The organism is Pseudomonas sp. NUPR-001, from assembly GCF_052147955.1.
In the GTDB taxonomy this organism is placed as follows: domain Bacteria; phylum Pseudomonadota; class Gammaproteobacteria; order Pseudomonadales; family Pseudomonadaceae; genus Aquipseudomonas.
Window position 1 is genome coordinate 1552217 of sequence record NZ_CP197353.1, and the last position, 12906, is coordinate 1565122.

The following is a 12906-nucleotide window of genomic DNA, read 5'->3' on the forward strand; positions in this document are numbered from 1 at the left end:
GGGGCAAGCCCGCTCCTACAGGGATTACTCGGCTATCTGCAGTTTGCGCGCTTCGGTGTAGACGTAGCGGACTTTCTCGTACTCGAACGGTGAGTTCAGCTGGCCGTAGCGGAAGCGGGTGGTGTAGCGCTTGTCCACCGCCCGCAGTACCACCACTTCCGGGTGATTGCTGCTGACTTCGGCAACATTGAGGAAGTTGATCGCGTTTTCGGCGCTGAAGTCCACCGCCAGTCCGCCGGTATCGCGGATGTTCGACGGGCCGAGGATCGGCAGCATCAGGTAAGGGCCGTCGGGTACGCCATAAAAGCCCAAGGTCTGGCCGAAGTCTTCACTCTGGTGGGGCAAGCCCATTTTGCTCGCCGGGTCCCAGAGGCCGGCAACGCCAATGGTGGTGTTGAGGATCAGGCGCGCGGTGATCTCCATCGAGCGCTTGCCTTTGAACTGCAGCAGACTGTTGAGCAGGTTGGGCACATCGCCCAGGTTGCTGAAAAAGTTGCTCACACCGCTGCGAACAAAGCCTGGCGTGATGTAGCGGTAGCCATCGACCACCGGCAGGAACACCCATTGGTCGAAGCGGTAGTTGAAGTGGTAGATCCGCCGGTTCATTGATTCCCAGGGGTCGTAGACGTTCAGTGCCGCTAAGGTCGAGCGTTCGAACTCACGCTGGTCCAGGCCCGGGTTGAACTTCAGCTCGTTGAGTGGCTCGGTGAAACCATCGGCGTCAACCACGCTGGCACGCGGAGCGGTTTCTTCAGCCTGGGCCAGTCCGCTGGCCAGTAATGCAGTGACAATCAATAGGCGTTTAACCACGGAAAAACTCCAGCATGGCGTCGCTGTTGACGCGATAGTTGATGTTGCCGCAATGGCCGCCATGGGGGTAAAGGGTCAAGCGATCACCAAAGGTCTTGCGCAGAAAACCAATATCGCCAGGGCCGAGGATGACGTCGTCGGCGTTGTGCATCACGGCAATCTTGCTGCTTTGCTTCAGGTAATCCTGCAGGGCGTAGAGGCTGACCTGATCGATCAACTGCAGCAGGCTGCCGCCATCGGTGCGGGCGCGCCACATCGGGATGACCTGTTCGGTCATGTAGCAATCGAAGTCGCACTGCAAGGCCCGTTTGAAGAACGGGGTCAGGCTGCTGCTTTCAGTGATCGGGTATTTGGGCGGGATGATCAGCCCGCGACGGTTGATCAAGTCGGAGGTGAAGGCGATGTCGGCTGCCGAGAAGCGGAACGAGGTGCCGATGATCATGGCCATCTGTTCATTGGACAGGTGCTGACGTGACTGCTGGAAGTCGTAGAGCAGGGCGTCGTTGAGGTCGATGTAACCTTTTTGCTGGAAGTAGCGGGTCAGCTTGTTCAGCACCAGTTCGTAAAAGGTCGTGCTGCTGGTGACGCCTTTGACTTCGGTCTGCACCAGTTTGTCGAGGTTGGTGACCGAGGTGTAGAGGTTGACCGGTGGGTTGAGCAACAGCACCCGCTTGAAGTTGAAACTGCGCCGGGTTTCGTCCAGATGGCTGACAAACGCTGCATCCAGGGCGCCCAGGCTGTAACCGCTGAGGTAATACTCAGTGACCGGCAAGCGCGGGTGTTGGGCACGCACCGCTTGCATCACCCGGTACAGGTCTTCGGCGTCGTCACGGGTAACCCCGGGGGTGGCATAGCGCGAGGCGGAAGTGATGAAGTCGAAGCTGGTCGGTGAAGACAGCTGCACAACGTGGTAGCCGGCCTTGTAGAACAACTTCTTGAGGTATTCGTTGAGGCTACTGGTATAGGGCGCTCCGGTGCCGGCGATGAGGAAGATCAGCGGTGCCGGATGGTCTTGGCGGGCAATCCGGTATTTGAGTTTTTTCACCGCCCAGAAATTGTCGGGCAGGGTGAAGGCGCGCTCCGGGCGCATGTTCAGGCTGTAGTCGGACTGGTTGATCTCATCGTCGCTGGGCAACTGCGGGCGCAAGTCGGGCGGCGTGGAGGCGATCGTCGCCTCGAAAGGGTTGGTCAGCGGGTAGCCGTAACTGGCGGCATCGATATCTTGTGCCCAAGTGCACGCACTCAGGATGAGGCCGCCAGACAAGGCGGCTAGGCGTAGTAATCGAAGCATGACGGGTCCCCAAAAAAAGCAGCAGCAAAGTGCGTTACGCAGGCTAGGACCATAGTGTCCCTGGCAAAGTTGCCTGGCGCTCCAGCATTTATGACCCAAGATGTTGCCGTTTCCCCACATATCACAGCAACAATTGGTTCCATTTATCTTCTGTTCAAAGTAGCCGAGACTGGCGCTTTTGCCTTGCATAGACGGCCCGGCGCATTATGCTGGGCGCCGATTTCGAAGATTCCGGAGCCTTGCATGTCTCGCCGTTTGCCGCTGATCACTTTGTTGCTGTTTTTGCCGTTGTGGCTGGCGGCCAGTTACGGGGTGCGTTATGGCCTGATGGAAGACGCGCAGTGGGTTGGCATTTGTGCTGAGCAGGCGCAGGTGTGGCAATGCCAGGCGCGTTCGACCCTGGGTTTGCTCATTCATTTTCGGGTAATTGCCTGGACGGCGTTGGGCCTGGCATTGCTGGCCCAAGTGATTCCTGCACGGGCCGGTTGGCGTCTGGCGGTGCTGGCGCTGGTATTCGGGATTCCAGCGTTGGTGCTGTACAGCGCCAGCATCGCGGTGTTTGTCGTGGTGCTGGCGGGGTTGCGGCTGGTCCGGCGTTAACGTCTCTGCCGTCAGTGGGAGCGGGCTTGCCCCGCGATCGCGATATACCTGATACACCGCTATCGCGGGGCAAGCCCGCTCCTACCTGGTCATTCAGCGCAGGCGCAGGCTGCGCCACAGCGCACCGACCATCAGCACACTGACCGCGGCCCAGACCAGCGCCTGCTGGTTGCTCAGACCTTCACGGTACAGTTGCGGGGCGATGCCGGCGCCAACGATGAAGGCCAGCAGGCCAATTTCGGCGCGCCGTCCACGTACCGGACGCAATAGGTAAACCACCGCCGGCAACACCAGGGCAGCGCTCGGGAAACTGCGGTAGCGCGGGTCGAATACCAGCGCCAGCATGCTCACTGCTGCGGCAAAACCTGCTGCCAGCAACCACCAGCCCGCCCGTGCTTCAAGCCAGGCGAAGGCCCGCTCGCGCCAGCCTTGGCGTTGCGCCAGGGCCAAGGCCGCGTGGGCCAATACGATGAAGTTCAACGCCGCCAGCAGGCCTGCCCAGATCCACTCACCGGCAAAGCGGCTGTTGATGCGCACCAGCTCACCCCACAACCCCAGGCTAGTGGCGCCCAGAGCAGCCAGCAGCGGCAACAGCAGGGCTGCACGCGTACCTTGAACGCGACCGGCCAGCAGCAAGGTTGCACCGAACAGCACGCTGCAGGCGATCAACCACTGTGGCCAGAACACCAGGTTGCTCACCGGTCCTTCGAGAATGCCCTTGTCCTGGCGGTCGGCGTCGTACAAGCCCCAATAGCCACCCACCGCACCTTCACTGGCACGCTTCCATGGCTGGTCAAAGGCTTCAATCAGGTTGTAGTGCCAGCCGTGTTGTTCAGCCATGGTCACAAAGCCACGAATGAAGCGCGCTTCGTTGACCCGGCTGGGCAGGGCGGTTTCGCGCTGGCGGCCTTCACTGGGCCAGCCCGTTTCGCCAATGACAATGTCTTTGGGCGCAAAGCGGTTGCCGAACACCTGTCGAATCTCGCCGACATGCACCAGGGCGTCGTCGATGCCTCGTGGATCATCTTCCCAGTAAGGCAGCAGGTGAATGGTCAGGAAGTCCACCGCCGGGGCGATTTCCGGGTGCTGCAGCCAGAACTCCCAGACATCGGCGTAGGTGACCGGCACGCTGACCTGGCTCTTCACCTGATTGATCAAGGCTGCCAGTTGCGGGCCGGTGACTTCTTTGCGCAGCAGGGTTTCATTACCGACAATCACCGCCTTGACCACATCCGGGTTGGCGTTGGCCGACGCGATCAGCGCCTTGACCTCTTTCTGGGTGTCCACCGGGTTGGCGTTGATCCAGGCACCGAGCATGACCTTCAAGCCGTGTTTGCGCGCCAGTTCCGGGATGGCTTCAAGCCCGGTCATCGAGTAGGTACGGATACATTCGAAGCGCTGGGCGAGCAGTTCCAGGTCGGCATCCATGCGTGCCGGGCGCAATTGAAAGGGCTGGTCGAAGGGCGACTGGTCTTTGTCGAATGGCGTGTAGGACGCGCACTGCAGCTTGTGCGAGGCACTGGCGGCATCAGGCAGCACGACTGGCTTGCCCAGCCCATACCAGAGCCCCCCCAGCGCAAACAGGCCAAGCAGGCAGGCAAATAGATAAGGCAGCAGGGGGAAGCGGGCAGTCGGGTGCATGGATCAGACCGTCAGGGAGCAAAGCCGCCAATAGTACCTGCAAATGGCACGGTCTAAAGCCTTGGCTGGTAAAGTTAGCGGCGGTGGATGTTGCTTGATGTAACGGCACAGGTGGCTGGCGATGTGATGTCGCTTCTCGCGTTGCTGGAGGTCGCTGTCAGAGCAGGTCAGGGCGGGGCAGCGGTTAATGATGCAGCTTCCGTGACGTGACGAGGGGAAGCTTTGATGAAAATGCGACGACTCCTGGGGGTAGGCACCGCGCTGGCGTTGGCCGTGGCTGCTGCGCAAGCGACGGCCAAGGAAGTGAGCATCGGCTATGTCGATGGCTGGTCCGACAGTGTGGCGACCACCCATGTGGCTGCTGAAGTGATCAAGCAAAAGCTCGGCTACGACGTCAAACTGATGCCGGTGGCCACCGGCATCATGTGGCAGGGCGTGGCGACCGGCAAGCTGGATGCCATGCTGTCGGCCTGGTTGCCAGTGACCCACGGTGACTACTGGGCCAAGAACAAGGACAACGTGGTCGATTATGGCCCGAATTTCAAAGACGCCAGAATCGGCTTGATTGTCCCCGAGTACGTCAAGGCGCAATCGCTGGCTGATCTGAAGACAGACGACAGCTTCAAGAAAAAAATCGTCGGGATCGATGCCGGTTCCGGGGTAATGCTCAAAACCGATCAGGTCATCAAAGACTACGACCTCAGTGGTTACAAGCTGCAAGCCAGCTCTGGCGCAGCCATGACCTCGGAGCTCGGCCGCGCCTATGCCAAGCATCAATCGATTGCCGTTACCGGCTGGGTGCCGCACTGGATGTTCGCCAAGTGGAAGCTCAAATTCCTTGAAGACCCTAAAGGCGTGTACGGCGCTGCAGAAACCGTCAACAGCATCGGCAGCAAGGAACTGGCGAGCAAGGCGCCCGAGGTGGCGGGCTTCCTGAAAAAATTCAACTGGCAGTCCAAGGACGAGATCGGTGAGGTCATGTTGGCCATTCAAGAGGGCGCAAAACCCGAAGCTGCGGCCAAGGACTGGGTCGCCAAACACCCCGAGCGTGTCGCCGAATGGACTGCTCAATAAACGCTTGAAGCTTCTAGCGCGCGTCTTTCAGGGCCATCGCTCCGAGCAGGGGGCGATGGCCCTGTGTTTTTTGGCTGTTACCGAATCGGTAAAACAGTTTTGCATCTAAGACTAAGGTCGTCTGGAGTGCGTCCAAAGGCAGCATAAAGTGGAGCGGGTACTACCTAATCTGTGCTGCGAGGACAAAAACAATGAACGACAGCATTTATCTCTCGATACAAAACAGCTCGCGGTTCAAAGAGCTGGTGTCAAAACGTGAACGTTTCGCCTGGATTCTCTCGGCGATCATGCTCGGCCTCTACTCCGCTTTCATTTTGTTGATCGCCTATGGCCCGCAGGTATTGGGTGCCAAGCTTAGCCCTGAGTCTTCGGTTACCTGGGGGATTCCTCTGGGGGTTGGCTTGATTCTCTCGGCATTCGTACTGACCGGCATTTATGTGCGTCGCGCCAACGGTGAGTTCGATGAGATGAACAAAGCGATCCTCAAGGAGGTTCAGCAATGATCCGGCGTCTACTGGCAACTCTGGCCTTCGGCATTTTCGCACCCGCCGTGTGGGCCGCCGACGCCCTCACCGGCGAGGTGCATAAACAACCCTTGAACCTGTCGGCGATCCTCATGTTCGTCGCCTTCGTCGGTGGCACGCTGTGCATCACCTATTGGGCTTCCAAGCGCAATAACTCGGCATCCGACTACTATGCTGCTGGCGGCAAAATCACCGGTTTCCAGAATGGCCTGGCGATCGCCGGTGACTACATGTCGGCGGCCTCGTTCCTGGGTATTTCCGCGCTGGTGTTCACTTCCGGCTACGACGGCCTGATCTACTCGATCGGCTTTCTGGTGGGCTGGCCAATCATCCTGTTCCTGATCGCTGAGCGCCTGCGTAACCTCGGTAAATACACCTTTGCCGACGTTGCCTCGTATCGCCTGGGGCAGAAGGAAATCCGCACCCTGTCGGCCTCTGGCTCGCTGGTGGTGGTGGCGTTCTACCTGATTGCGCAGATGGTCGGTGCGGGCAAGCTGATTCAGCTTCTGTTCGGCCTGGACTATCAGGTTGCAGTCATCCTGGTGGGTATCCTGATGTGCCTGTACGTGCTGTTCGGCGGCATGCTGGCTACCACCTGGGTACAGATCATCAAGGCAGTGCTGCTGCTCTCCGGTGCCAGCTTCATGGCGCTGATGGTGATGAAACACGTCAACTTCGACTTCAACGCGCTGTTCTCCGAGGCCATCAAGGTTCACCCCAAAGGTGAGGCGATCATGAGCCCTGGCGGTCTGGTCAAAGACCCGATCTCGGCCTTCTCCCTGGGCCTGGCGCTGATGTTCGGTACCGCTGGCCTGCCGCACATCCTGATGCGCTTCTTCACCGTTAGCGATGCTAAAGAAGCACGTAAGAGCGTGTTCTATGCAACCGGCTTCATTGGTTACTTCTACATCCTGACCTTCATCATTGGCTTCGGCGCAATCCTGCTGGTCAGCACCAACCCCGATTTCAAAGACGCCGCTGGCGCTCTGATCGGTGGTAACAACATGGCAGCGGTACACCTGGCCAACGCCGTTGGCGGCAGTGTGTTCCTCGGCTTCATCTCGGCAGTAGCGTTCGCGACTATCCTGGCGGTGGTGGCCGGCCTGACCCTGGCCGGTGCTTCGGCGGTATCGCATGACCTGTACGCCAGTGTGATCAAGAAAGGTAAAGCCAACGAGAAGGACGAGATTCGCGTCTCGAAAATCACCACCATCGCTTTGGCTGTGCTGGCTATCGCACTGGGTATTCTGTTTGAAAGCCAGAACATTGCCTTCATGGTTGGCCTGGCGTTCTCGATTGCTGCCAGCTGCAACTTCCCGGTTCTGCTGCTCTCGATGTACTGGAAGAAACTCACCACCCGTGGCGCCATGATCGGCGGCTGGATGGGGCTGGTCAGTGCGGTGGCGTTGATGGTTCTCGGCCCAACCATCTGGGTACAGATCCTTGGCCACGAGAAAGCGATCTACCCGTACGAGTACCCGGCGCTGTTCTCGATGCTCATCGCGTTTGCAGGGATCTGGTTCTTCTCGATCACTGACAAGTCCAAGGCGGCTGATGAAGAACGTGCGCTGTTCTTCCCGCAGTTCGTTCGCTCGCAAACTGGCCTGGGTGCCAGCGGGGCGGTGTCGCACTAAGGCGCAAGGCAGCCTTTGGCTGCCTTGCTAGCGGCAAGCTTTAAGCTCAAAGCCGCAAGTTGGAGCAGTATGCGTACTGCTTTGGCTTGCGGCTTTTTGCTGCTTCTAGATTTTTCCCAGTAACAACAAGATCAACAGGATGATCAGCACGGTACCGATAATGCCGGAGGGGCCATAACCCCAACTTCTGGAGTGTGGGAACACAGGTAAGCCACCGATCAACAGCAGTATCAGAATGATGATGAGAATGGTGCCCATGGCAGTATCCTTGTTTGACTTGGGGGAGTAGGCCGGTCAGTACGATCCTGTTGTCCGGTCATGCTTTTCACGACCGCCTGTTAATTCCGACTGCTGCCCGCAGCGAAAAGTTTAATCCCCGTTTCACCAGCGTTTGCCCGAGCCATTCAGCATCCTGATACAGCGTGGGTGGCCGGCTTGGCTTCGCTACACTGGCGATACCTTGGAAAACGGATAAGGCATCGGTCTATGCAAAATCGCATGATGATTACTGGCGCAGGCTCGGGGCTGGGCCGTGAGATGGCGCTGCGCTGGGCCCGTGAGGGGTGGCAACTGGCGTTGGCGGATGTCAATGAAGTGGGCCTGAAGGAAACCCTGGCGCTGGTCCGGGAAGCCGGTGGTCAGGGCTTTGTGCAACGCTGTGATGTACGTGACTACAGCCAGTTGACCGCCTTGGCCCAAGCCTGTGAAGAGAAGTTCGGCGGCATCGATGTGATCGTCAACAACGCCGGGGTCGCTGCTGGCGGCTTCTTCGCCGAGCTGTCGCTGGAAGACTGGGAGTGGCAGCTGTCGATCAACCTGATGGGCGTGGTCAAAGGGTGTAAGGCCTTCCTGCCGCTGCTTGAACGCAGCAAGGGCCGGATCATCAACATCGCTTCGATGGCCGCCTTGATGCAGGGGCCGGCGATGAGCAACTACAACGTGGCCAAAGCTGGTGTGCTGGCACTGTCCGAGAGTCTGCTGATCGAGCTGCGACAGCAGCAGGTGGCGGTGCATGTGGTGTGCCCCTCGTTCTTCCAGACCAACCTGCTCGACTCGTTCCGCGGGCCGACGCCAGCGATGAAAGCGCAAGTGGGCAAGCTCCTGGAAAACTCGCCAATCAGCGCTGCCGATATCGCCGACTATATCTACCGGCAGGTTGCCGATGAGCAGTTCCTGATTCTGCCCCATGAGCTGGGACGCGAAGCCTGGCAGGTCAAGCAGCGTGACCCGCAGCGGATCTACGATGAGATGGCCAGCATGGCCGAGAAAATGCGCGCCAAGGCAAAGCCCGCGTCGTAAACACTTTCTGGTGGGAGCCTTGCACCACCTGTAGGAGCGGGCTTGCCCCGCGATTGTGATTTGCCTGGCACACCACAATCGCGGGGCAAGCCCGCTCCTACCGAGCTATCCTAGGCGCCTTTTTTGCGGACCTGGATGCCTGGCGTGATCAATTACTTGTGGTTCTTCCTCGCGGCGGTCTTCGAGATCGCCGGCTGTTACGCCTTTTACATGTGGTTGCGCTTGGGCAAGAGCGGCTGGTGGATTGCCCCAGCGTTGCTGAGCCTGACCCTGTTCGCCCTGATCCTCACCCGCGTCGAGGCCGCCTACGCCGGGCGTGCGTATGCCGCTTACGGTGGCATCTATATCGTTACTTCGTTGCTCTGGCTGGCACTGGTCGAACGGGTGCGGCCGCTGGGCAGTGACTGGATCGGTGCGCTGCTGTGTGTGCTGGGGGCCAGCATCATTGTGTTCGGGCCGCGCCTTCAGAGTGCTTGAACGAGCGGAGGTGGCGAAAAGCTGTAGGCAAATTCGTCAGCTTTAGTAGGACTGGTCTATTTGAAAGGCCGCGCATTGAAGCCGCCTGACACCGCGTGCAGTCTCTAAGTCCTCAGCAGAGCGGAGGATTTGAACATGCTGGTTATAGGACGCGAAGTCGGCGAAGTCATCGCCATCGATGAGCACATCAAGATCAAGGTGATTTCGGTGGAGGGCAACGTGGTGCGTTTCGGCATCAGCGCACCCCGTGAAGTTGAAGTGCACCGCGCCGAAATCTACCGGCGTATTACCGAGCAGGCCGCCAAGGATCTGAGCTGATCAGTCGAACAGTTCCTTGGGGATATCGTGCTTGGCCAGTAGTTGGCACTGCTGGCTTTCCAGGTCGAACAGAATGAACGCCTGCTTTTTCGCCAGGGCCTGGCGCACACGCAGCACACGGGTTTCCAGTGGCGTATCGTCGCCGTTGTCGGTGCCGTCGCGGGTGACGAAATCCTCGATCAGGCGGGTGAGGGTTTCGGCTTCCAGTTGGTCGTAGGGAATCAGCATAAACAGGACAGGTTTGGCGAAGTGTGTCGCTATGCTACGCGAAACCTGTCCAGGCTGTGTAGGCGCTAGTGCTTGTTACCGACCAGGCTGTCCACTGCGGGCACCCGCGTGTCGCTGGCCATTTGTGTTTCATGTTCCAGTTGATGGCTGAAGCTTTCCAACGAGCTGCCAGTGGCCTGCGAGTCGCTGGCAAACACCGGCGGGCTGAGCAGGTAGGCGGTCAGCAGGCGGCTCAACGCTGCCAGGCTGTCGATGTGGGTGCGTTCGTAGCCGTGGGTGGCGTCGCAACCAAAGGCCAGCAGGGCGGTGCGAATGTCATGGCCGGCAGTGATGGCTGAGTGAGCATCGCTGAAGTAATAGCGAAACACATCGCGCCGTGCTGGCAGTTCATGCTCGCGGGCCAGTTTGAGCAAATGCCGCGTCAGGTGATAGTCGTAGGGTCCGGCCGAGTCCTGCATGGCCACGCTGACGGCATGCTCGCTGGAATGCTGGCCAGGGGCGACCGGGGCAATATCAATACCGACAAATTCGCTGACATCCCACGGCAAGGCGGCGGCTGCGCCCGAGCCGGTCTCTTCGGTGATGGTGAACAGCGGGTGACAGTCGATCAAGGGCTGCGCGCCACTGTCGATTACCGCTTTGAGTGAGGCCAGTAGTGCGGCAACCCCGGCTTTGTCATCCAGGTGACGCGCACTGATATGGCCGCTCTCGGTGAACTCCGGCAGCGGATCGAAGGCGACGAAGTCACCGATATCCACGCCCAAAGTCTGGCAGTCGGCGCGGGTGGCGCAGTAGGCGTCCAGGCGCAACTCGATGTGCTCCCAACTGACCGGCATCTGATCGATGGCGGTGTTGAACGCATGCCCGCTGGCCATCAGCGGCAAGACGCTGCCGCGCAGCACACCGCTATCGGTAAACACGCTGACCCGGCTGCCCTCGGCAAAGCGGCTGGACCAACAGCCCACCGGCGCCAGCGACAACCGGCCATTGTCCTGAATAGCGCGGACACTGGCGCCGATGGTATCCAGATGCGCTGAAACGGCGCGGTCAGGCGAGCTTTTGCGGCCTTTGAGGGTGGCGCGGATGGTGCCACGACGGGTCAGCTCAAAGGGGATGCCGAGCTCTTCCAGGCGTTCGGCAACATAGCGCACGATGGTGTCGGTAAAGCCGGTAGGGCTGGGGATGGCGAGCATCTCCAGCAAGACTTTCTGCAGGTAGTTGAGGTCTGGCTCCGGGAGTTGTTCAGTCATGCGGCCTCCTGTGTTCAGGCGAGCGACCGGCTGTGTGGAAACAGCAGGTCGACAAAGCGTTCGGCGGTGGGCTGTGGGTCGTGGTTGGCCAGGCCGACGCGTTCATTGGCTTCGATAAACACGTGTTCTGGTTGGTCGGCGGCGGTCACTATCAGGTCCAGGCCGACCACCGGGATATCCAGCGCGCGGGCGGCGCGAATGGCCGCCTCGGCCAGGGCCGGATGCAAACGCGCGGTGACATCTTCCAGGCAACCGCCGGTGTGCAGGTTGGCGGTACGGCGCACGGCCAGGCGCTGGCTGGCAGGCAGGACGCTGTCGTAATCGACGCCAGCCGCGTGCAGGGTGCGTTGGGTTTCGTCATCCAGCGGAATACGGCTCTCGCCGCCGGTGGCCGCCTGACGCCGGCGGCTATGGGCTTCGATCAGGGCGCCGATGCTGTGCTGGCCGTCACCGACAATCTCGGCCGGGTGGCGGATGGCGGCGGCCACTACTTCAAAGCCGATGACCACGATGCGCAGGTCAAGGCCCTGGTGGTAGCTCTCCAGCAACACGCGGCTGTCAACACGGCGGGCGCTGTCGATGGCCCGATTGATGTCTTCAAGGCTGGTGAGGTTCACCGCCACGCCCTGACCTTGCTCACCGTCCAGCGGTTTGACCACCACGGCACCGTGGTCTTCCAGAAAGGCCAGGTTGTCATCGGCATTGCCTGCCAGTTGCTGGGCTGGCAGTTGCAGGCCGGCGCTTTTCAAGACCTTGTGGGTCAGGCTTTTGTCCTGGCACAGGGTCATGCTCACAGCGCTGGTGAGGTCGCTCAATGACTCGCGACAGCGCACCCGCCGCCCGCCGAAACTGAGGCTGAACAGCCCGGCTTCAGCGTCATCGACCTGGACCTCGATGCCCCGCCGATAGGCTTCGTCGACGATGATCCGGGCATAGGGATTAAGCCCGGTTTTGGGGCTGGGTCCGAGGAACAGCGGTTGGTTGATGCCATTTTTGCGTTTGATCGCGAAGGTCGGCAGGGTGCGAAAGCCCAGCTTGGCATACAGGCGCTTGGCCTGACGGTTGTCGTGCAGCACCGAGAGGTCCAGGCAACTCAGGCCACGGCTCTTGAAGTGCTCGATCAGGTGCCGTACCAGTACTTCACCGACACCGGGGCGGGTGCACTGTGGGTCGACTGCCAGGCACCAGAGGCTGCTGCCATGTTCGGGGTCGGCAAAGGCCTTGTGATGGTTCAGGCCCATGACGCTGCCGATCACCGCGCCGCTGTCGTCGTCTTCGGCCAGCCAGTACACCGGGCCGCCGAGGTGGCGTGGCGTCAACAGCGCCGGGTCGACCGGCAGCATGCCGCGGGCCAGGTACAGGGCGTTGATCGCCTGCCAGTCGCTACTGCTCTGCGCGCGACGAATGCGAAAACCGCGAAACACCCGCTGCGCCGGGCGGTAGTCACTGAACCACAAGCGCAGGGTATCGGAAGGGTCGAGGAACAACTGTTGCGGGGCCTGGGCCAGCACCTGCTGCGGTGCGGCAACGTACAAGGCGATGTCACGCTCTCCAGGCTGTTCGTCTTGCAAGGCCGTGGCCAGGCTTGTCGCGTCGGGGTAAGTGTGGCCGATCAGCAGGCGGCCCCAACCGCAGTGCAGTGCGCGCGGTTGGTCGTGGGGGTCGTTGCCATCGCCGGCCAGTTGCGCCTGCAAGCGCTCATAGGACGGCACCTGGCCGCGCAGCAGGCGCTGGCCATAAGGTGAGGTGTGGGCTTTCAT

14 protein-coding genes are annotated in these 12906 nt (G+C 60.3%); 7 read left to right on the top strand and 7 right to left on the bottom strand.

The features are described from left to right. Positions 1-24: 24 nt before the first annotated feature. Together ACP6KB_RS07175 and ACP6KB_RS07180 are read right to left on the bottom strand one after the other, a co-directional pair. The gene (locus tag ACP6KB_RS07175; protein WP_442112893.1) at positions 25-810 is read right to left on the bottom strand and encodes an MlaA family lipoprotein; all 786 of its coding nucleotides are present in this window, start codon (positions 808-810) and stop codon (positions 25-27) included. Further along, positions 803-2101 carry a serine/threonine protein kinase gene (locus ACP6KB_RS07180; RefSeq protein WP_442112895.1) on the bottom strand — a complete coding sequence of 433 codons (1299 nt, stop codon included), beginning with the start codon at positions 2099-2101 and terminating at the stop codon, positions 803-805. The genes ACP6KB_RS07175 and ACP6KB_RS07180 overlap by 8 nt, the downstream gene beginning before the upstream one ends. 243 nt (positions 2102-2344) lie before the next feature. Between ACP6KB_RS07180 and ACP6KB_RS07185 the strand changes: the two genes are divergently transcribed. Further along, complete coding sequence (locus tag ACP6KB_RS07185; protein WP_442112897.1) at positions 2345-2701, top strand: hypothetical protein; 357 nt, start codon at positions 2345-2347, stop codon at positions 2699-2701. A 93-nt stretch (positions 2702-2794) separates the two neighbouring features. On the opposite strand, the gene ACP6KB_RS07190 is transcribed toward ACP6KB_RS07185, so the two are convergent. Then, positions 2795-4342, bottom strand: coding sequence for a glycoside hydrolase family 17 protein (locus tag ACP6KB_RS07190; protein WP_442112899.1), 1548 nt, complete (start codon positions 4340-4342; stop codon positions 2795-2797). A 225-nt stretch (positions 4343-4567) separates the two neighbouring features. Here ACP6KB_RS07190 and ACP6KB_RS07195 point away from each other — a divergent pair, with 225 nt between their 5' ends. The 3 genes from ACP6KB_RS07195 (at position 4568) to ACP6KB_RS07205 (ending at position 7574) form a co-directional block, all read left to right on the top strand. Beyond that, positions 4568-5416: a glycine betaine ABC transporter substrate-binding protein gene (locus tag ACP6KB_RS07195; protein WP_442112901.1), complete on the top strand. Its 849-nt coding sequence runs from the start codon at positions 4568-4570 to the stop codon at positions 5414-5416. Positions 5417-5607: 191 nt separating this feature from the next. Further along, positions 5608-5919 carry a DUF485 domain-containing protein gene (locus ACP6KB_RS07200; protein WP_442112903.1) on the top strand — a complete coding sequence of 104 codons (312 nt, stop codon included), beginning with the start codon at positions 5608-5610 and terminating at the stop codon, positions 5917-5919. Further along, positions 5916-7574: a cation acetate symporter gene (locus ACP6KB_RS07205; RefSeq protein WP_442112905.1), complete on the top strand. Its 1659-nt coding sequence runs from the start codon at positions 5916-5918 to the stop codon at positions 7572-7574. The genes ACP6KB_RS07200 and ACP6KB_RS07205 overlap by 4 nt, the downstream gene beginning before the upstream one ends. 105 nt (positions 7575-7679) lie before the next feature. Here ACP6KB_RS07205 and ACP6KB_RS07210 read toward each other — a convergent pair whose 3' ends face one another. Beyond that, the gene (locus ACP6KB_RS07210; RefSeq protein ID WP_010224169.1) at positions 7680-7832 is read right to left on the bottom strand and encodes a DUF3309 family protein; all 153 of its coding nucleotides are present in this window, start codon (positions 7830-7832) and stop codon (positions 7680-7682) included. A gap of 228 nt (positions 7833-8060) precedes the next feature. Here ACP6KB_RS07210 and ACP6KB_RS07215 point away from each other — a divergent pair, with 228 nt between their 5' ends. The 3 genes from ACP6KB_RS07215 (at position 8061) to csrA (ending at position 9668) form a co-directional block, all read left to right on the top strand. Further along, the gene (locus ACP6KB_RS07215; RefSeq protein ID WP_442112907.1) at positions 8061-8873 is read left to right on the top strand and encodes an SDR family oxidoreductase; all 813 of its coding nucleotides are present in this window, start codon (positions 8061-8063) and stop codon (positions 8871-8873) included. 144 nt (positions 8874-9017) lie between these two features. After that, complete coding sequence (locus tag ACP6KB_RS07220; protein WP_442112909.1) at positions 9018-9350, top strand: YnfA family protein; 333 nt, start codon at positions 9018-9020, stop codon at positions 9348-9350. A gap of 135 nt (positions 9351-9485) precedes the next feature. Continuing rightward, on the top strand, positions 9486-9668 hold the full coding sequence (gene csrA / locus ACP6KB_RS07225; protein ID WP_442112911.1) for a carbon storage regulator CsrA: 183 nt from the start codon (positions 9486-9488) through the stop codon (positions 9666-9668). Here the strand turns inward: csrA and ACP6KB_RS07230 are convergent, their stop codons facing one another. The 3 genes from ACP6KB_RS07230 to ngg form a co-directional block, all read right to left on the bottom strand. Continuing rightward, positions 9669-9896 carry a YheU family protein gene (locus ACP6KB_RS07230; RefSeq protein ID WP_442112913.1) on the bottom strand — a complete coding sequence of 76 codons (228 nt, stop codon included), beginning with the start codon at positions 9894-9896 and terminating at the stop codon, positions 9669-9671. It abuts the gene before it with no gap. 65 nt (positions 9897-9961) lie between these two features. After that, the gene (locus tag ACP6KB_RS07235; protein ID WP_442112915.1) at positions 9962-11146 is read right to left on the bottom strand and encodes an osmoprotectant NAGGN system M42 family peptidase; all 1185 of its coding nucleotides are present in this window, start codon (positions 11144-11146) and stop codon (positions 9962-9964) included. A 14-nt stretch (positions 11147-11160) separates the two neighbouring features. Beyond that, the gene (gene ngg, locus ACP6KB_RS07240) at positions 11161-12906 is read right to left on the bottom strand and encodes an N-acetylglutaminylglutamine synthetase (RefSeq protein WP_442112917.1); all 1746 of its coding nucleotides are present in this window, start codon (positions 12904-12906) and stop codon (positions 11161-11163) included.